Annotated in this window: 20 protein-coding genes, 3 tRNA genes and 1 rRNA gene; 12 read left to right on the top strand and 12 right to left on the bottom strand. The window is 57.5% G+C overall.

What is annotated here, in order from left to right; translation table 11 throughout:
• Positions 1-165: 165 nt before the first annotated feature.
• The 3 genes from SynNOUM97013_RS02785 to SynNOUM97013_RS02775 form a co-directional block, all read right to left on the bottom strand.
• Positions 166-238: transfer RNA gene (locus SynNOUM97013_RS02785), tRNA-Ala, on the bottom strand.
• Positions 239-247: 9 nt separating this feature from the next.
• Positions 248-321 (bottom strand) — tRNA-Ile (locus SynNOUM97013_RS02780).
• A 187-nt stretch (positions 322-508) separates the two neighbouring features.
• A 16S ribosomal RNA gene (locus SynNOUM97013_RS02775) occupies positions 509-1993 on the bottom strand.
• Between the two features lie 809 nt (positions 1994-2802).
• On the opposite strand from SynNOUM97013_RS02775, the gene SynNOUM97013_RS02770 reads away from it, so the two are divergent.
• Positions 2803-4299, top strand: a complete 1497-nt coding sequence (locus SynNOUM97013_RS02770; protein ID WP_186480681.1) for a glycoside hydrolase 100 family protein — start codon at positions 2803-2805, stop codon at positions 4297-4299.
• A 147-nt stretch (positions 4300-4446) separates the two neighbouring features.
• Here SynNOUM97013_RS02770 and petD read toward each other — a convergent pair whose 3' ends face one another.
• Positions 4447-4929, bottom strand: a complete 483-nt coding sequence (gene petD / locus SynNOUM97013_RS02765; RefSeq protein WP_186470167.1) for a cytochrome b6-f complex subunit IV — start codon at positions 4927-4929, stop codon at positions 4447-4449.
• A gap of 75 nt (positions 4930-5004) precedes the next feature.
• Positions 5005-5661: a cytochrome b6 gene (gene petB / locus SynNOUM97013_RS02760; RefSeq protein ID WP_011128825.1), complete on the bottom strand. Its 657-nt coding sequence runs from the start codon at positions 5659-5661 to the stop codon at positions 5005-5007.
• A 66-nt stretch (positions 5662-5727) separates the two neighbouring features.
• Here petB and ctpZ point away from each other — a divergent pair, with 66 nt between their 5' ends.
• From ctpZ to SynNOUM97013_RS02725, 7 genes are all read left to right on the top strand, one after another.
• On the top strand, positions 5728-7032 hold the full coding sequence (ctpZ, locus tag SynNOUM97013_RS02755) for a carboxyl-terminal processing protease CtpZ (protein WP_186481377.1): 1305 nt from the start codon (positions 5728-5730) through the stop codon (positions 7030-7032).
• On the top strand, positions 7033-8280 hold the full coding sequence (locus SynNOUM97013_RS02750) for an HD domain-containing protein (RefSeq protein ID WP_186480680.1): 1248 nt from the start codon (positions 7033-7035) through the stop codon (positions 8278-8280).
• Positions 8281-8338: 58 nt separating this feature from the next.
• Positions 8339-9010 carry a septum site-determining protein MinC gene (minC, locus tag SynNOUM97013_RS02745; protein ID WP_255442915.1) on the top strand — a complete coding sequence of 224 codons (672 nt, stop codon included), beginning with the start codon at positions 8339-8341 and terminating at the stop codon, positions 9008-9010.
• 33 nt (positions 9011-9043) lie between these two features.
• A complete protein-coding gene (minD, locus tag SynNOUM97013_RS02740; protein ID WP_186480678.1) occupies positions 9044-9859 on the top strand; it encodes a septum site-determining protein MinD in 816 nt (271 codons plus the stop codon).
• A gap of 5 nt (positions 9860-9864) precedes the next feature.
• A complete protein-coding gene (gene minE / locus SynNOUM97013_RS02735; RefSeq protein WP_186480677.1) occupies positions 9865-10143 on the top strand; it encodes a cell division topological specificity factor MinE in 279 nt (92 codons plus the stop codon).
• Between the two features lie 17 nt (positions 10144-10160).
• Positions 10161-10430 (top strand): response regulator transcription factor, encoded by a 270-nt coding sequence (locus SynNOUM97013_RS02730; RefSeq protein ID WP_370586444.1) that lies wholly within the window; start codon positions 10161-10163, stop codon positions 10428-10430.
• A tRNA-Thr gene (locus SynNOUM97013_RS02725) sits at positions 10421-10492 on the top strand. The genes SynNOUM97013_RS02730 and SynNOUM97013_RS02725 overlap by 10 nt, the downstream gene beginning before the upstream one ends.
• Before the next feature lie 24 nt (positions 10493-10516).
• Here SynNOUM97013_RS02725 and SynNOUM97013_RS02720 read toward each other — a convergent pair.
• From SynNOUM97013_RS02720 to SynNOUM97013_RS02700, 5 genes are all read right to left on the bottom strand, one after another.
• On the bottom strand, positions 10517-10690 hold the full coding sequence (locus SynNOUM97013_RS02720; protein WP_186480675.1) for a hypothetical protein: 174 nt from the start codon (positions 10688-10690) through the stop codon (positions 10517-10519).
• A complete protein-coding gene (locus tag SynNOUM97013_RS02715; protein ID WP_186480674.1) occupies positions 10678-11295 on the bottom strand; it encodes a Sua5/YciO/YrdC/YwlC family protein in 618 nt (205 codons plus the stop codon). Before SynNOUM97013_RS02715 ends, SynNOUM97013_RS02720 begins: the two co-directional genes overlap by 13 nt.
• On the bottom strand, positions 11292-12215 hold the full coding sequence (gene prmC, locus SynNOUM97013_RS02710) for a peptide chain release factor N(5)-glutamine methyltransferase (protein WP_186480673.1): 924 nt from the start codon (positions 12213-12215) through the stop codon (positions 11292-11294). The genes SynNOUM97013_RS02715 and prmC overlap by 4 nt, the downstream gene beginning before the upstream one ends.
• Positions 12216-12224: 9 nt before the next feature.
• Positions 12225-13280 carry a DNA-processing protein DprA gene (locus SynNOUM97013_RS02705; protein WP_186480672.1) on the bottom strand — a complete coding sequence of 352 codons (1056 nt, stop codon included), beginning with the start codon at positions 13278-13280 and terminating at the stop codon, positions 12225-12227.
• 88 nt (positions 13281-13368) lie between these two features.
• Entirely contained in the window at positions 13369-13806 is a 438-nt protein-coding gene (locus SynNOUM97013_RS02700) for a thioesterase family protein (RefSeq protein WP_186480671.1), read from the bottom strand.
• A 54-nt stretch (positions 13807-13860) separates the two neighbouring features.
• On the opposite strand from SynNOUM97013_RS02700, the gene SynNOUM97013_RS02695 reads away from it, so the two are divergent.
• The gene (locus SynNOUM97013_RS02695; RefSeq protein ID WP_186480670.1) at positions 13861-14709 is read left to right on the top strand and encodes a universal stress protein; all 849 of its coding nucleotides are present in this window, start codon (positions 13861-13863) and stop codon (positions 14707-14709) included.
• A gap of 63 nt (positions 14710-14772) precedes the next feature.
• Here the strand turns inward: SynNOUM97013_RS02695 and psbM are convergent, their stop codons facing one another.
• The gene (gene psbM, locus SynNOUM97013_RS02690; protein WP_006042119.1) at positions 14773-14877 is read right to left on the bottom strand and encodes a photosystem II reaction center protein PsbM; all 105 of its coding nucleotides are present in this window, start codon (positions 14875-14877) and stop codon (positions 14773-14775) included.
• A gap of 58 nt (positions 14878-14935) precedes the next feature.
• Positions 14936-15442: a 2Fe-2S iron-sulfur cluster-binding protein gene (locus tag SynNOUM97013_RS02685; protein WP_186480669.1), complete on the bottom strand. Its 507-nt coding sequence runs from the start codon at positions 15440-15442 to the stop codon at positions 14936-14938.
• A gap of 261 nt (positions 15443-15703) precedes the next feature.
• Here SynNOUM97013_RS02685 and psbB point away from each other — a divergent pair, with 261 nt between their 5' ends.
• The 3 genes from psbB to nrdR all read left to right on the top strand — a co-directional run bounded on the left by psbB (position 15704) and on the right by nrdR (position 17976).
• Complete coding sequence (psbB, locus tag SynNOUM97013_RS02680; RefSeq protein WP_186480668.1) at positions 15704-17263, top strand: photosystem II chlorophyll-binding protein CP47; 1560 nt, start codon at positions 15704-15706, stop codon at positions 17261-17263.
• A 21-nt stretch (positions 17264-17284) separates the two neighbouring features.
• Complete coding sequence (locus SynNOUM97013_RS02675; protein ID WP_006042122.1) at positions 17285-17380, top strand: photosystem II reaction center protein T; 96 nt, start codon at positions 17285-17287, stop codon at positions 17378-17380.
• 119 nt (positions 17381-17499) lie between these two features.
• On the top strand, positions 17500-17976 hold the full coding sequence (nrdR, locus tag SynNOUM97013_RS02670) for a transcriptional regulator NrdR (RefSeq protein WP_186480667.1): 477 nt from the start codon (positions 17500-17502) through the stop codon (positions 17974-17976).
• Positions 17977-18070: the final 94 nt, after the last annotated feature.

Genomic DNA, 18070 nt, shown 5'->3' with positions numbered 1-18070 from the left:
CAACTGATTGCTCAGTTCGAGCCCAGCATCTTATCAACCAAATTCAGAGAAAAACTCTTCACTTAGAATGACAGGAAGCTGAGTTCATGCCAGCGGACACATCTAAATCACACGCCATCGAGTTCACCTTCCATAATTCAGAAGATGGAGATTAAGTTCGGACAGTGGAGGTTAGGAGACTCGAACTCCTGACATCCTGCTTGCAAAGCAGGCGCTCTACCAACTGAGCTAAACCCCCAACACCGAATGGGCCATCCTGGACTTGAACCAGGGACCTCACCCTTATCAGGGGTGCGCTCTAACCACCTGAGCTAATGGCCCAGGAAGACTCAACCCTTGTGGGGTGTGACCTAGACAAAGTTTAGGAACTGAACATCTCCTTCAGTCTCTTGATAATTGCTCATCAATTACTGCTCTTAATGCTGAGGTACCGATCGACCTAAGGTGACAGGATTTCGGCCTAAGAATAAAAGTACTCAGGCATCAAAATCATTGTGTTGTCTCCCTGTTAGGAGGTGATCCAGCCGCACCTTCCGGTACGGCTACCTTGTTACGACTTCACCCCAGTCATCAGCCCCACCTTCGACGTCCTCCTCCACAAGGGTTGGAGTAACGGCTTCGGGCGTGGCCAACTTCCATGGTGTGACGGGCGGTGTGTACAAGGCCCGGGAACGTATTCACCGCAGTATGCTGACCTGCGATTACTAGCGATTCCTCCTTCACGTAGGCGAGTTGCAGCCTACGATCTGAACTGAGCCACGGTTTATGAGATTTGCTTGTCCTCGCGAACTTGCTGCTCTTTGTCCGTAGCATTGTAGTACGTGTGTAGCCCAGGATGTAAGGGGCATGATGACTTGACGTCATCCACACCTTCCTCCGGTTTATCACCGGCGGTCTCTCTAGAGTGCCCAACTAAATGCTGGCAACTAAAGACGTGGGTTGCGCTCGTTGCGGGACTTAACCCAACATCTCACGACACGAGCTGACGACAGCCATGCACCACCTGTCACTGCGTTCCCGAAGGCACTCTCTCGTTTCCAAGAGATTCGCAGGATGTCAAACCCTGGTAAGGTTCTTCGCGTTGCATCGAATTAAACCACATACTCCACCGCTTGTGCGGGCCCCCGTCAATTCCTTTGAGTTTCACACTTGCGTGCGTACTCCCCAGGCGGAACACTTAACGCGTTGGCTACGACACCGGAGGGGTCGATTCCCCCGACACCTAGTGTTCATCGTTTACGGCCAGGACTACAGGGGTATCTAATCCCTTTCGCTCCCCTGGCTTTCGTCCATGAGCGTCAGTGATGGCCCAGCAGAGCGCCTTCGCCACTGGTGTTCTTCCCGATATCTACGCATTTCACCGCTACACCGGGAATTCCCTCTGCCCCTACCACACTCAAGCCCAACAGTTTCCACTGCCATGATGGAGTTAAGCTCCACGTTTTAACAGCAGACTTGAAGGGCCGCCTGCGGACGCTTTACGCCCAATAATTCCGGATAACGCTTGCCACTCCCGTATTACCGCGGCTGCTGGCACGGAATTAGCCGTGGCTTATTCCTCAAGTACCGTCAGATCTTCTTCCTTGAGAAAAGAGGTTTACAGCCCAGAGGCCTTCATCCCTCACGCGGCGTTGCTCCGTCAGGCTTTCGCCCATTGCGGAAAATTCCCCACTGCTGCCTCCCGTAGGAGTCTGGGCCGTGTCTCAGTCCCAGTGTGGCTGATCATCCTCTCAGACCAGCTACTGATCGATGCCTTGGTGAGCTCTTACCTCACCAACTAGCTAATCAGACGCGGGCTCATCCTCAGGCGAAATTCATTTCACCTCTCGGCATATGGGGTATTAGCGGCCGTTTCCAACCGTTATCCCCCTCCTGAGGGCAGATTCCCACGCGTTACTCACCCGTCCGCCACTAACCCGAAGGTTCGTTCGACTTGCATGTGTTAAGCACGCCGCCAGCGTTCATCCTGAGCCAGGATCAAACTCTCCGTTGTAGATCATTTCCTCTTAGACGTTCTCACGTCCTCAAAATGATTTGCGTCACCCATTGCTCAGTTTTCACTCGCAACAGTTGAGGCCTCCTTTCGCTGACACAAAAGGGTTCTTAAGAGTGCATCTCTAGATTTCTCTTTCAATGACTTTCCAGGATCTCAGATCCGGTTGTTGCTCCACATCGCGCACACCGACAACTCAAAAGCTCGTGAAAACTTTCAAGCTGTAAGCACGATGCTTCTTTGCAACGAATAATTGTTGACGGGACCTCACACCTTCATCGCTCTTTCATCAAATCCCGCAACACACATCAAACGATGTATCTCGCGGTCCTTGACGCGATGAAAGCGTCAGTTCCTAAACTTTTCGATTGTCCAGGTTCTGCCTTCGCGCCCCCTCTCAGGAGCGGTTGGCGGTGCGGCCTCGCGACCGCTTGTGAAACTTACAACACCGTGGGATCGCTCCCTCTTGGCCTCGTAAGCACTCCCAAACACTACAAGCTCGCGCTCTTCACGTTTAGAAGCTGCCTTCGCGCCCCCTCTCAGGAACGGTTGGCGGTGCAGTCTTGCGACCGCTTTTGAAACTTACAACACCGTGGGATTGCTCCCTCTTGGCCTCGTAAGCACTTCCAAACACTACAAGCTCGCGCTCTTCACGTTTAGAAGCTGCGCTTCAGGCTTTAGCCCCCCGCGCAGTCCAAAACCATAACCCCTTCACCATCTACTTCGCAACCCCTTTACCTATCTCAAGGGTTGCTTCCACTGCCGGCATCTGTCGCCGTCACTACGTTTCAGATGAATGGAGTGCAGTCATGGCAGGACGGTTCAGCCAGCAGAACCAGCGTGTGCGTCCAAGCTCCAAGGAAGATCAAGTGGTGCAGAAGGCACGTGAGCACTTCGAGCGGACCTTGATCCCCGTGAAAGGCCAGCTGGCCGGAAGTGTTGCCGCACTGGAACATCCACGCCACGACGAAGCTGCCAACTACGGCGAAATCTTCCTGCGGGACAACGTTCCCGTCATGGTCTACCTGCTGACCCAAAAGCGATTTGACATCGTTCGCCAGTTCCTGAGTATCTGTCTGGATCTGCAAAGCACCACCTATCAGACGCGTGGTGTCTTCCCAACATCCTTCGTGGAAGAGGAAGGACAGCTCATCGCTGACTACGGACAGCGTTCGATCGGACGCATCACGTCCGTGGACGCCAGCCTGTGGTGGCCAGTGCTCTGCTGGATGTATGTGAAATCAAGCGGAGACGAAGAGTTCGCCTCAAGTCAGGCCGTGCAACGCGGTGTGCAACTACTTCTGGATCTGGTGCTTCACCCCACCTTCGAAGGCACTCCGGTTCTCTTCGTTCCGGACTGTGCGTTCATGATTGATCGCCCCATGGATGTCTGGGGCGCTCCATTGGAAGTGGAAGTGCTCCTGTATGGATCACTGCGTTGCTGCACCCAGCTGATGGAACTGGGGAGAAAGCATCAGGGCAGCCGACTTCTGGATCAACGGCTGGTGCTTACACGCCAGTGGGTGCACGACCTGCGCCAGTTTCTGCTCAAGCATTATTGGGTCACCAGCAAGACCATGCAGGTGCTGCGTCGTCGACCAACGGAACAGTACGGAGAGAACCAGCACCAGAACGAATTCAATGTTCAACCTCAGGTGATTCCTGACTGGTTGCAGGACTGGCTGGAAAACCGCGGTGGCTATCTGATCGGAAACATGCGAACCAGCAGACCCGATTTCAGGTTCTACAGCCTCGGCAATTCACTTGGCTGCCTGTTCGGCCTGCTGACAGCGCCTCAGCAACGTGCACTGTTCAGGCTCACCTTGCACAACCGCGACCATCTCATGGCTGAGATGCCCATGCGGATCTGTCATCCACCCATGGACAGTCTCGAATGGCAGAACAAGACAGGCTCTGATCCCAAGAACTGGCCATGGAGCTACCACAACGGTGGTCACTGGCCCAGCCTGCTGTGGTTCTTCGGAAGTTCGATCCTTCTCCATGAACGTCGTCACCCCCATGCCGATGTGCTGCTGATGGGACAGATGAAGGCACTCTTGGAGGAGTCGTACTGGAGTCATCTCAATCAGCTCCCCCGACAGCAATGGGCGGAGTACTTCGATGGCCCAACTGGTACTTGGGTCGGACAACAGTCCAGGACCTACCAAACCTGGACCATTGTGGGATTTCTGCTCCTCCATCACTTCCTTCGCGTGAAGCCGGACGACGTTCTGTTGCTGGATCTGGATGATGGTGCCGTGCCAGAACCCGGCGAGACCAACGCAGAAAGCAGCTCACTGTCTTAATTCTGCTCAAGCTGACGATCAGAACAACGAGCGTTGGGCTCCAAGCCAGGGGACTGATGCAGTGGTGTCGAAACAACCCAAAAAAAAGCCCGGCATTTGCCGGGCTGATGGGATGAGCAAATCGAACTTGATCAGACCAAAACCTGATCAGAACAAGCCGAGAGTCAGAGACTTGTCGATGGGCAGAGCGGCACCAATTCCGAGGTAGATCGTGGTGGCAGTGCCAAAGAGGAACACAGCCATGGCCACAGGGCGACGGAACGGATTCTGGAACTTGTTGAAGCTCTCAATGAAGGGAACCAGCATCAGACCCAGAGGAATCAGAGTCTGAAGAGCAATGCCCAGAAGCTTGTTGGGCACCACACGCAGAATCTGGAACACCGGATAGAGGTACCACTCAGGGAGAATTTCCAGAGGGGTTGCGAAGGGATCAGCCTTGTCACCCAGCATGGCGGGATCGAGAACAGCCAAGCCAACGATGCAAGCAATGGTTCCCAGGATCACGACCGGGAAGATGTAGAGCAGATCGTTTGGCCAGGCTGGCTCACCGTAATAGTTGTGGCCCATACCCTTGGCGAGCTTGGCGCGCATCTTGGGATCTGAGAGATCCGGCTTCTTAAGAATGTGCATGGATCAAATGGGTGTTGTTGGAACCTTAATCAGATCAACGACTCTGAAAGCGTGAAGCTCAGAGACTGAAATGGATCACAAGGGACCGGAAATGCCCTGCTTACGAATCATCAGAAAGTGCATGAGCATGAACACAGCAAGCAGCCAGGGCATCACGAAAGTGTGCAGGCTGTAGAAGCGAGTGAGAGTCGACTGACCAACACTCTCACCACCGCGAAGCAGCTCAACCATGAAGTCGCCGACAACAGGGATGGCAGCGGGGACTCCGGACACGATTTTCACAGCCCAGTAACCGACCTGATCCCAAGGAAGGGAGTAACCGGTCACACCAAAGGAAACAGTGATCACAGCCATGGTGACGCCGGTCACCCAGGTCAGCTCACGAGGACGCTTGAAACCACCGGTGAGATAGACGCGGAAGACGTGAAGGATCAGCATCAGCACCATCATCGAGGCGCTCCAGCGATGCACCGAGCGGATCAACCAGCCGAAGCTCACGTCCGTCATCAAGTACTGAACGGAGCTGTAGGCCTCCGCCACAGTGGGCTTGTAATAGAAGGTCATCGCGAAACCTGTCGCGAACTGGATCAGGAAGCACACAAGGGTGATCCCGCCCAGGCAGTAAAAGATGTTGACGTGCGGGGGCACGTACTTGGTGCTGATGTCATCAGCAATGTCCTGAATTTCAAGACGTTCCTGGAACCAGTCGTAGACAGGTGAGGAGTTCGCCATGCAGAGGTGGGCTTGGATTGCGAGAGTCTACTGATGACGTTCCTGTTGCGCGCTGGGATGAAGCCAATGTTGCCGACTGTTAACGGGTGGTCAGATCGCCTGCGGCGTCTGGCCTCTGGAGTAATGGCGATCACACTGATCCTGCTGATGGCTAGTCCTTCCGCAGTTGCACTGAACGATGCGCAGCAGTTGGTGGTGGAAAGCTGGCGTCTGGTGAACCAGGGATATCTGGACCCGGACCAGTTCGATCGAATCCGCTGGAAACGCCTCCGTCAAAAGGCTCTTGAGAACACGATCGAAACCAGCGAGCAGGCTTACAGCGCCATTGAAACGATGCTGTTACCGCTCGACGATCCCTACACCCGGCTTCTGCGTCCTGATGACTATGCCGTCATGAAGGCCAGTAACGAAGGAAGCCTGAGTGGCGTCGGGCTTCAACTGGGACATCGACAAGACAGCAACGCCATTGTGGTAATCGCTCCATTGGAGGATTCTCCTGCTGCTGAGGCTGACGTGGTCAGTGGCACGGAAGTGCTGGCAGTCAATGGTGAATCGGTGGAGACGCTCGGCCTTGAGGCAACGGCTGCCCGCCTGAGGGGATCGGTCGGGTCCCAGGTGGTCCTCACACTTCTGCCACCGGAGGAAGAAGAGCCACTGGAGCTGACCCTGGAACGCCGCAACATCGACTTGCGTCCTGTGCGAACCCGTCGCCTTCGCAGTGATGCGCACACACTCGGGTACATCCGCATCACACAATTCAGTGAGAGCGTTCCCGATCAGGTCCGTGAAGCGATTGAGGATCTCTCAGATAAAAGCGTGGAAGGCTTGGTCCTGGATCTGCGCAACAACTCAGGCGGATTGGTCAGTGCAGGCCTAGCGGTGGCCGACGCTTTTCTGGATCAGCAGCCCATCGTGGAGACCCGCAATCGCGAGGGAATCGCCGATCCGATTCAGGCGGGGCCGGAGATTCTGTATTCGGGGCCGATGGTGACTCTGGTGAATGGGGGGACAGCAAGCGCCAGTGAAATCCTTGCCGGCGCGCTCCAGGACGATGCCCGTTCCCTGCTTCTGGGCAGCAACACCTTCGGGAAAGGGCTCATCCAGACGCTCACCAATCTCAGTGATGGGAGTGGCCTCGCTGTGACTGTGGCCGGCTATGTGACGCCAAGCGGACGCGACATCCAGGGCCAAGGCATCACACCGGACAAAACCCTCGATGGGCCCGAACCGCTCAACCCAGGCGGCGAAGGTGATCGCTGGCTCAGCGATGCAGAACGCATGCTCCAGTCTCTGATCGACCAGGAGGCCAATCAGGTGGCAGAGGAACCACCATCCCCGCCGGTCGAAGGTGTTGACGAGGAACTGAGCTGAATGTCCACCAGGACTTATCACGATCCTCTGCACCATGGGATCAGCCTTGACACGGATCAGCCAGCGGAGGCCATGGTGCTTTCCCTGGTTGATTCAGCCCCGTTTCAGAGACTTCGCCGCATCCGTCAGCTCGGACCAGCATTTCTCACCTTCCACGGCGCAGAGTCCAGTCGGTTCACACACTCTCTTGGGGTTTTCGCCATCGCACGCCGCGCCATGGGCCGGCTGATCGAACTCGACCCTTCGCTCAAATCCGAACAAGGTGTGCTCTACGCAGCCGCATTGCTGCATGATCTCGGCCATGCCCCCCTCAGCCACACCGGCGAGGAGATGTTCGGCACGCACCACGAGCAATGGTCCGCGCGAATCGTTCGCGACCATCCTCAGATCCGAACGCCGCTGGAGTCTTTTGCGGCAGGAACAGCGGATGCCGTGGCCGACCTGCTGGAGCATGGCCGCTCCAAACGCGGTGTGATCAAGGCGCTCGTGAGCAGCCAATTGGATTGCGACCGGCTCGATTATCTGCTGCGCGACAGCTACAGCACGGGCGCCCGCTATGGCCAACTGGATCTGGAACGGATTCTGGCCGCCATCACTCTGGCCCCCGATGGGGAAATGGCGATTCATCCAAAGGGCCTCATGGCCGTAGAGCACTACCTGGTGGTCCGGAACCTGATGTATCGAAGCGTCTACAACCACCGCCTGAACGTGGTCTGCAATTGGTTGCTGGAGCAGTTGATCCGTCAGGCCAGACGACTAGGGCCCGATCGCATCTGGGCCGACGCAACAATGCGGGATTGGTTGTGGGAGTCCTCGGAACTGGACCTGGATCGTTATCTCGCCAATGACGACATCCGAACGGGCTATCACCTCCAGCGCTGGAGAGATGAGGCCCCCGAGCCGCTCGCAGAGCTTTGCGACCGTTTTATCAACCGCCGTCTGCTCAAAGCCCTCGATGTCAGTCAGTTGTCTGCTTCCTTGCAGTTGGAGCTTTTGGCCAAAGCCCAAACCAGTGCCGACCGCGCTGGTTTGGACCCGGAACTCTGCTGCGGCCTGCGTCATCATCAGATTTATGGATACCACCCGTATCGCGGCGGTCTGAGGCTTTGGGATGGGCACAATCTGCAGGCTCTGGAACAGTGCTCACCCCTGGTGAACAGCCTGGCGACACCAGCGGACACAGCCTGGCTGATTCACCCCCGTGAAATCACTGACGAACTGCGCGAAGCCCACGCCAACACGCTCTAGGCCCAGCGAATCGATCTAGCGTTCGCCCATGAACGTCGATTCCATTCCACAGCCGAGCTTGCGTCTCCAACTCCCACCGTTCCAGACCAATGCCTGGCAGCAGTGGCTCCCTGCCCAGCTCGCCTCCATGCCAGTTGGACCCATCGACCTCGATACCTGCGACTGGTCGCTCACCTGCAGAGACTTTGCATCGATCCTTGAAGTTTTTGAATACACCGGCCATGAGCTGCAGCTGGTCACCAGCCATTGCCAGCAGACCCTGATCAGCGCAGCGGCTCTAGGACTGAAATCTAGACAAGCCCTTGAGAGCGCAGATCATCGGGACCCACCGATGAATCATGAGAATGGGAAGAGTCAGATTTTGAGCATCCATCAGGGAACGCTGCGATCAGGAGATCACTTGGAAACCCACGGTCACCTACTGGTGGTGGGTGATGTGAATCCTGGTGGATCGGTTTCCGCGGACGGCGATGTTTACGTCTGGGGACGACTGCGCGGTCGTGCGCATGCCGGGCGGAACGGTGATCAATCTGCACGGATCGTGGCGCTTCAGCTCAGGCCTCTGCAGCTGAGGATCGCCGATCTCGTCGCCAGGGGGCCGGAGGAAACACCGCAAGAAGGACTGGCGGAACAGGCCTGCGTACGTGATGGAGCGATCACCATCGAAGCTGCCAAGGCTCCTTTTTCAGCATTGCAGCCACCACGGCTGCAGAAAGACGCAATCGGTTGATGCCATTAATGTGACTCGACCAACCGGGACCCCGTGACCAATTCGCGAACGATCCTGATCTGCTCGGGAAAAGGGGGTGTCGGCAAGACAACCCTCACAGCCAATCTGGGCATTGCCCTGGCCAGGCAAGGCGCCAGCACTGTTGTCCTAGACGCCGACTTCGGCCTAAGGAACCTCGATCTCCTGCTCGGCCTGGAAAATCGGATCGTCTACACAGCTCAAGAAGTGCTGGCTGAGACCTGCCGCCTGGATCAGGCGTTGGTGAAGCACAAGCAGGAGCCGAACCTGGCCTTGCTGCCGGCAGGCAACCCACGCATGCTCGAGTGGCTGAAGCCCGAAGACATGCAAACCATTGCGGGGATGCTCTCTGAACGCTTTGACTACGTTCTGATCGATTGCCCGGCAGGCATCGAGGACGGGTTCAAGAACGCTGTCGCCGCGGCCAAAGAAGCCATCGTGATCACGACGCCCGAAGTGTCCGCCGTGCGGGACGCCGATCGTGTGATCGGTTTGCTCAACACCCACGGCGTTTCACCCGTTCAGCTCGTGCTCAATCGGGTGCGGCCCAAGATGATGGCCAGTCAGGACATGCTGGCCGTTGACGATGTCACCGACATCCTGGCGTTGCCTTTGCTGGGCCTGGTCCTTGAGGATGAACAGGTGATCGTCAGCACCAACCGAGGAGAACCCTTGACCCTGAATGGGAGTGGTTCACCGGCCGCTAAGGCCTACGGAAACATCGCCCAACGTCTTCAAGGAGAAGACATCCCGCTCATGGATCCGGCCCGAGAAGGGCGTCGCGGATTCCGCGCCAAGGTGCGCCGTTTGATCCAAACCAAGATCTTCTGACCGTTATGAACTTGCGCGACCTCATCGACAAAATTGTGCGACGGCAGCCGGCCAGTGCGACCACTGCGCGAGAACGCCTCCAGTTGGTTCTGGCGCATGACCGCAGTGATCTGAGCCCAGAACAGCTGGATCAGATGCGACGGGAGATCTTTGAAGTGGTAGCCAAGTATGTCGACATCGATCTGGAGGAAGGTGATGTGAGTCTTGAAACCGAAGATCGCGTCACCGCTTTGGTGGCGAACCTGCCCATCCGACGTTCACTGGCGACAAGCACACCTGATTGATCACGGCTCGCCGGGGAATGCTTTCAACACTCATTCCCCCGAGCATGGCCAATTTCAACATCACACCAGCCGAAGTCGCGGTTCTCAACTTGTTGCTCCAGGGCATGAGCAACCGTTCCATCGCTAACGCTCGACTGATCAGCGTTCGGACAGTGGAAAGTCATATCAGCAGTGCGCTCAACAAAACAGGCTGCAGATCTCGGTTGCAACTCACGCTCTGGTGGATGCAACGATCCAAGCCTCTCGAGGAGATGTGCACCGGTACAGTTCCCCCATTGCCGGCTTAGCTCAGTGGTAGAGCAGCGCTTTTGTAAAGCGAAGGCCGTCGGTTCAAATCCGTCAGCCGGCTTTCTGATCCCGTCCAGCCCTGTCTTCAAGACGGATCATCTACGTCTTTCCCACCAGACAGCAGCCACAGTCCTATGCCAGCCAACAGCCAGGGCATGAACTTGAGCTCGAACCATGGCGTCACTGCTTGGATGATGGGTTCCAGCATCCAGTGGAACGCTGCTTGAAGCACAAGCACAAGTCCGATCAGCCAGAGCATGGGGGGGATCCGTTGATCTCATTCGCCATCACAGCGCCCTGGCGCAGCAAATGCCACTTCCCAGGAGATAACCAAGCAATCACTGTGCTGGCTTGACCTGAAGGAGTGGACCAGGGAAGCGGCCCCAGAAGAGGCAAAGACGGAAAAGCCGTGGAGGCTTCCATTTCGTTCTGACTGGCTGGCACCCCTGATCGATTGGCACTCGTGGTGGCGAGGGGACCTGTGGCTCGCAACAGTTCGCGCGTCGCTGTGCAGGCAGGAATGCGCAAGCCCAGCATGTTCATTCCGGGATTGAGCCCGGCGTATTGCTCACCCTCAACCGGCAACACCAGAGTGAGGGCACCAGGCCAGTAACGATGCGCCAGTGGTTCAGCATCCAGACGCACCTCATCGGTGGTGAGACTGAGAAGCGAATCGACATCCGCCGCCATCAGAATCAGCGGCTTGTCCTGTGGACGTTGCTTCAGCTTCCAAACCTGAGCCGCGTGGTCAGGTGCAGCCGCCAGAGCCGGCAGCGTGTCAGTGGGAAGCAAAGCCGCTCCACCTTGGTTCAGATGGAGTGCCATCTCATCAACCTGCAGCCAAGGCAATGCGTCGGTGGTCATGCAGAGGGAGGCAACGTGACGGACGATCTGGGCTCTCGACAGGCCATGGCGAAACGCTTCACACCGCCAAGATCACAGCGGGCCTCGGCAGCAACCAGTCCAGAGGACTCCATCAACTGAAGCACCTGTTCACTCTGATCATGGTGATGCTCAATGAGCAGCCACCCCCCTGGAGCCAACGCCTGAGGAGCAAGCTCCACGATCTCCCGACAAGCATCAAGACCATCTGCACCACCGCAGAGCGCCTGGCGAGGCTCATGGTCTCGAACCACAGGCTCAAGCGCATCGACCACTTTGGAGGGAATGTAGGGAGGGTTGGACACCACGAGATTGAACTGCCCCCACCAAGGACGCAGCGGCGTCCACCAATGGCCCAGATGCAATTGGCACCCACCTTCCGGCGCCAAGCGCTGGCAATTGATCCGGGCAAGATCCAGGGCCGCAGGGCTGAGATCAACGGCATGGCCATGCCATCCCCTCAACGCACGAGCCAGAGCGACTGCCATCGCACCGCTTCCTGTGCCCAAATCAGCCCAGCGTCTATCCCGCAGATGAGGCGCAAGGGCTGGATCCTGGAGACGCTCCAATGCCAAGTCGATGAGAAGCTCCGTCTCCTGTCGTGGAATCAAGGCAGCGGCACTGATCTGAAGATCCAGATCACGCCAGGGGCAACGGCCGACGAGGTGCTGCAAAGGAACATGGCCATCCAGATGTCGCCTCCAGAGGTGTGCAAGCGCTTCTAAAGAGCAGGCCAACGACACCGTTAACTCTGGACGCAGTCGCAATCTCTGAAGCTCAGCCCAACGCAGCTCGCCCTGCAGATCCAGGAGCCAGTCGAGATCAACAGACCGGCCTCCGAGGGCAAGCTGAGCTCGACGCCAAGCCAGCAGCTCTTCACCGGAACAAAGGTGGGAGACCATCCGACAAACCTAAAGCCGTCTCCAGCGCAGTCCTGGCTGCGCCAAAAGCAAACCATCCAGCTCAAGCCTGAGCAACTCCGCAGCCACAGCCTGTGAATCGAGCTTCAACGCATGGGCCATCTCCTCCAGGGTTGAGCCGGCATCCACAAGCTCAAGCACTTGCCTATGGAGATCGCCGATGGAAGGAGACATGGCCGTCTTCGTTTCTCGCGCAACTGGCGAAGGGCTCACCGCTTTGACTGGCCCAGGACCCAGTGCATCAAGCAAATCTTGTGGATCCAGAAGCGCATGCGCTCCAGAACGGAGCAGTGCATTGCTACCGCGCGCTGAATCGCGCAGCGCATCTCCAGGCACCACCCACACAGGCACGCCCAAACGTTGGGCCATGGCCGCGGAGAGCAGCGCACCGCTGCTTTTTGGGCACTCCACAACAACAACAGCGCGAGTCAACGCAACGAGCAAGCGATTCCGCAACGCAAAGCTCGATCGCTGAACCCTGGTTTCGCGGCGAAGCTCAGTGACCAGTAACCCCGACTGACTCACAGCCCCCTGAAGAGCACGATGCTCGGGTGGATACACACGATGCAAAGGCGTTCCAAGAACCGCGACAGGACGACCACCACTGCGCAAACAGCCCCGATGAGAGGCGGCATCAATTCCTTCTGCCAGACCACTGACCACCGGCCAACCCGCATGAGCCAGGAGTTCACCAATGCGTTCGGCCATGCGCAGACCATGGGACGAGGGACGTCGCGTGCCGACCACAGCGACGGCCTGCTGAGATGCGATGCAGGGCAACAAACACCCCTCACCTTCCCATTGAAGAGACAGCGGCGGCCGCTCCAAACGAGCAAACAGCGTTGGCCAAAGGTCATCACAGGGCAACAACACCTGAGCCGGCACCTCGTAAGGCTGCGCGTCATCACACGTCGAGCGGAAGGCATCAATGCTGGTCAGCACCGATTCAGGCCAAGAGAACTCCCGTCGGAACCGTTCCAGTGGCCAACGCCAAAGCTCTGGCCACCCCTCGGGGAGCGCGTCTGCAACCGCAGCGAGCTGGCGCATTCGCGTCGACCCGATCTGGGGACATGCCGACCACAACCACCACCAGGAACGCAAAAGCCAATCCGGACTAGTACAAATAAACTACTACCTACGTCTGATGGCCTTGCCGCAAAAGTGCAAAGGCCTGGGCCACGGACTCAGGTGGACGTCGCAGCACCTGCCGGGAGTCCATCCGTAGCAGCACAAGATCCACCTGCGCCTCGGCGATACAAACCCCATGCCGCAGAAAGCGCGTTCTCCAAGGCCAGCGAACCCCTTTCTGTGGCTCGGATCGACTCGACAGAACAACGGAGTCACCAAGCCTTAACGCCTCTCGATAACGGATTTGCAGATTGACCACCGGCATCTCCAACCCTGCCGCGGTCATCTGCTCGTAAGGGAGCCCAGTGGAAGCAAGGGCTTCCACCCTTGCCTCCTCAAGCCATCCCACATAGGCGCCATGCCACATCACGCCACCGTGATCGGTGTGCTGAGGAAGCACACGCTTGGTCAAGCACCAGGCGGCCGTAACGCTCTCACTCACCATGTCTACCGGACGTAGGAATCGGCCATAGGCTGCTGCACAGGCTGAAATTTCGCCGTGTTCAAGAACCTTTTAATCGCCGACTCCGGCAAAGGCCATGTCGGAGAAATGATCAACATGCTGCGCGACCTACCGGCATTCAAGGCCGCTCGCGTGAACCTCCTGCACGTGGTGACGGAGCAAAGCAAAAACGAGTCCGAGGAACACTGGTCCGAAGCCGGGAACCTGCTGTCCTCATCCATTGAAAAACTTGGCCTCAACCCCCAGGAAGTCAATTCGATCATCCGCCACGGCGACGCCAAGCAGACCGTTCTGAAGGTTGCCGAAGAACTCAATGTCGACTTGATCGTGATGGGTTCGCGAGGCCTCGGGCGCCTGCAATCCATCCTTTCGAACAGTGCCAGCCAGTACGTCTTTCAACTCTCGACACGTCCGATGCTTCTGGTGCGTGACGACCTGTATGTGAGACATATCAATCGCATCATGGTCACGATTGATGGGACAGGCGTTGGCGATGACGCTTTGAAGCTGGCCTGCGAAATGGTGCGTGACATCCCTGGCGGTCAACTCACCGGCGTCCACGTGGCAAGGCAGGAGCCAACGCCATCACGCGGAGCCTCCACGACCACTGACAGCTTTCTCGACAAAGCGGTGCAACGGGCGCGGACATTCGGGGTGGACCTGAAACCACTCCACGTCACCGACACAGACATCGGCAAGGGAGTGTGTCGTGCTGCTGAAGAGATCAATGCTGATCTGGTGGTTTTGGCATCTCAAGACCGACGCCCTCTGGTCGCCAGAGGTCTCGTAGACCTCGACAAACTGCTGGGTGGCTCTGTGAGCGATTACATCAGGGTTCATGCCCCCGCGCCTGTTCTCCTGGTGAGAGAACCGGAGCAGGGCTGAATGACACCAGAAACCCCAACGGCCTGGAGCTGAACACCCCAGACGTTCAACAGCCGCAGGTGATCAACCTTCGCGGCTGTTTGTCTGGATGAAAAGAATGATCAGGAAGACGGTCGGCACCAGAACAAACAGCAGGCTGGCTACGAAGCCGAGATCGTTGGTTTCCATGAACGTGAAAGAACCTGCTGGAACGTATCACCGTCCGGAAAGCTTTGACGCGAAGCGATCAGCGGTCGTCACCGGGCGTAGCAGGCGGGGAAGCCTTCTCTGAATCCATCTCAGCATCGGCCGAGCCCTCCGCGTCACCCTCCTCGACGGCATCTTCCTCGTCGTCATCAGCGCCAACTGGACGCGGCCATTCGACAGGCCCAGAGGGCAAGGGCGCCTGCAACGCAGCTGCCACACGCCTCTGCTGATCAGCCATCGAGGTCTGAGGTTTGGTGAGCACAACCACCGATTGCTCGACCAAGGCCTGACAAGCCAGACGCCACTCCTCTGGACGGCGCTTGAGCTTCACGTCTTCAACCGCTGTTCGCCGACTAAGTGCCTGCTCAGAGGAGTCACCTTCAACCTTGACGAAACAGGTGATGCACTGGCCGCAACCGCCACAGTTGCCCAGCTGACCTTTCAATCCGTAGAGCTGGATGCCTTCGCGAAGCGCAACCTCACGCAGGTTTTCGCCTGGGTAGCACTCCACATCCCGACCTTCGCGAACGAAACGAATAACGGGCATGAGACCTCCGAGGCAAAAGCGCTGTGACACGCCGAAACGCAACCACTTTGTCCCCAGAGGTTGCGTTTTGTAACCCCCCTGACCGTGGCAAGGAAAGACAGCTGCGATCCCAGGACAGGCGCGGAGCCGAGAACTTCGATCTCCAAAAAGGCGAGACCCAGACATTGCGGCTCGCGACAGCTGGACGCGTGTCTTGAAGCGAACGGCCTACGATCGCCGGGTCTGGCTGCATTAGCAGCTCCGTTCCCCCGAACCTGACCCATGGGATTGCCCTGGTATCGGGTGCACACGGTCGTCATCAACGACCCCGGCCGACTACTGGCCGTGCACCTCATGCACACAGCCCTCGTTGCCGGCTGGGCCGGCTCGATGGCTCTCTATGAACTCGCCATCTTCGACCCCTCCGATCCAGTCCTGAACCCCATGTGGCGTCAGGGCATGTTCGTGATGCCCTTCATGGCCCGCTTGGGCGTGACGGACAGCTGGGGTGGCTGGAGCATCACTGGCGCCACCGGCGTTGATCCCGGCTTCTGGAGCTTCGAAGGCGTCGCCGCTGCGCACATTGTTTTCAGCGGATTGCTGATGCTCGCGGCCATCTGGCACTGGACCTTCTGGGATCTTGAGATCTGGCAGGACCCCCGTACCGGTGAGCCCGCCCTTGATCTCCCCAAGATCTTCGGTATTCACCTTCTGCTCGCAGGTCTGGGCTGCTTCGGCTTCGGCGCTTTCCACCTCACCGGTGTGTTTGGACCGGGAATGTGGATTTCCGATCCGTACGGCATCACTGGCCACCTCGAACCCGTCCAACCTGCTTGGGGACCTGAAGGATTCAACCCTTTCAACCCGGGTGGAATCGTCGCTCACCACATTGCGGCCGGAATTGTTGGCATCATCGCCGGCATTTTCCACATCACCACCCGTCCTCCGGAGCGCCTCTACAAGGCTCTTCGCATGGGAAACATCGAAACCGTCCTTGCCAGTGCGATTGCTGCTGTGTTCTTTGCAGCATTCATCGTCGCCGGAACGATGTGGTACGGGGCTGCTGCCACCCCGATCGAACTCTTTGGCCCCACTCGTTATCAGTGGGATCAGAGCTACTTCAAGACCGAAATCAACCGTCGCGTACAAACGGCGATGGATCAAGGTGCTACAGCCTCTGAGGCCTACGCATCAATCCCCGAGAAACTGGCTTTCTACGATTACGTCGGCAACAGCCCCGCCAAAGGTGGTCTGTTCCGCGTCGGCCCCATGGTGAACGGTGATGGACTTCCCACCGGCTGGCTGGGCCACATCTCTTTCACCGATAAAGAAGGTCGCGACCTTCAGGTACGTCGTCTGCCCAACTTCTTCGAGAACTTCCCTGTGATTCTCGAAGACAGTGACGGCATTGTGCGTGGAGACATCCCCTTCCGTCGTGCTGAAGCGAAGTACTCCTTCGAACAGCAGGGCATCACGGCCACCGTTTACGGCGGCGCTCTGGATGGTCAAACCTTCACCGACCCTGCGGAAGTGAAGCGTCTTGCTCGCAAGTCTCAACTTGGCGAAGCCTTTGAGTTCGATCGCGAGACCTATAACTCGGACGGTACCTTCCGTAGTTCACCCCGCGGCTGGTTCACCTTCGGTCACGCCACCTTCGCCCTCCTCTTCTTCTTCGGCCACATCTGGCATGGTGCTCGCACCCTCTACCGGGACGTGTTCGCAGGCATCGATCCCGATCTCGGCGAACAGGTGGAATTCGGCCTCTTCCAAAAACTGGGAGACCGTTCCACCCGTCGTCTGCCCGAAGGCTTCGTGCCCCCGGCAGGCACTCCCCTCAGCTGATCGCCCTACAGGAGATAACCGATGGAAAGCTTCGCTTACATCCTCATCCTCACTCTTGCGATTGCCACCCTCTTCTTCGCGATCGCCTTCCGCGATCCCCCGAAGATCGGCAAGTAATCCCTCAGGCCCCGCCTTTCGGCGGGGCTTTTTTTATGTCAAACAGCGTGAATTGAGCCATAAGCGGTCATGGGTGGACGCAACACGTACAATTCATTCAGTAACGCGATTTTGCGGGCATGCAGTGCCCTTCCTGCCAAAACACCGATAGCCGGGTGCTCGAATCAAGAGCAGCCGATGGTGGAAGAAGTGTGCGACGCAGGAGGGAATGTCTCAATTGCGAATTTCGCTTCACCACCTACGAACGAGTGGAAACCGTGCCAATCACGGTGATTAAGCGCAACGGACACCGAGAAACATTCAGCCGCAGCAAACTTCTGCATGGCTTAAGTCGTGCATGCGAGAAAACGGGTATTGCACCTGAACGGCTGGAAACCATGGTTGAGGAACTCGAACTCAGCCTCCAACAGCGCAGTGGCCGTGAGGTTTCCAGCAGCGACATCGGCGAACTGGTGCTTGATCAACTCAAGTTGATCAGCGAGGTTGCCTACATCCGATTTGCCTCGGTCTACCGCCAGTTCAGCGGGGTCAGTGACTTCGTGGCGACCCTTGAAGGAATCAGCGCATCGAAGACGGAATTGACAGCCGCAATCTGAGCCTGGCCGTCACCCTGTAAAATGGAAGATTGCTCGATTCAGGTCGGCGGGCCTGTCTCGGTTTCTTTCGCTCTGTCCATCGGACAGACCGCCA

Origin of the sequence: Synechococcus sp. NOUM97013, from assembly GCF_014279815.1 — a bacterium.
Taxonomy (GTDB): domain Bacteria; phylum Cyanobacteriota; class Cyanobacteriia; order PCC-6307; family Cyanobiaceae; genus Synechococcus_C.
Note: the sequence above shows the minus strand (reverse complement) of the source record. Positions and strands in the feature narration are given on the sequence as shown.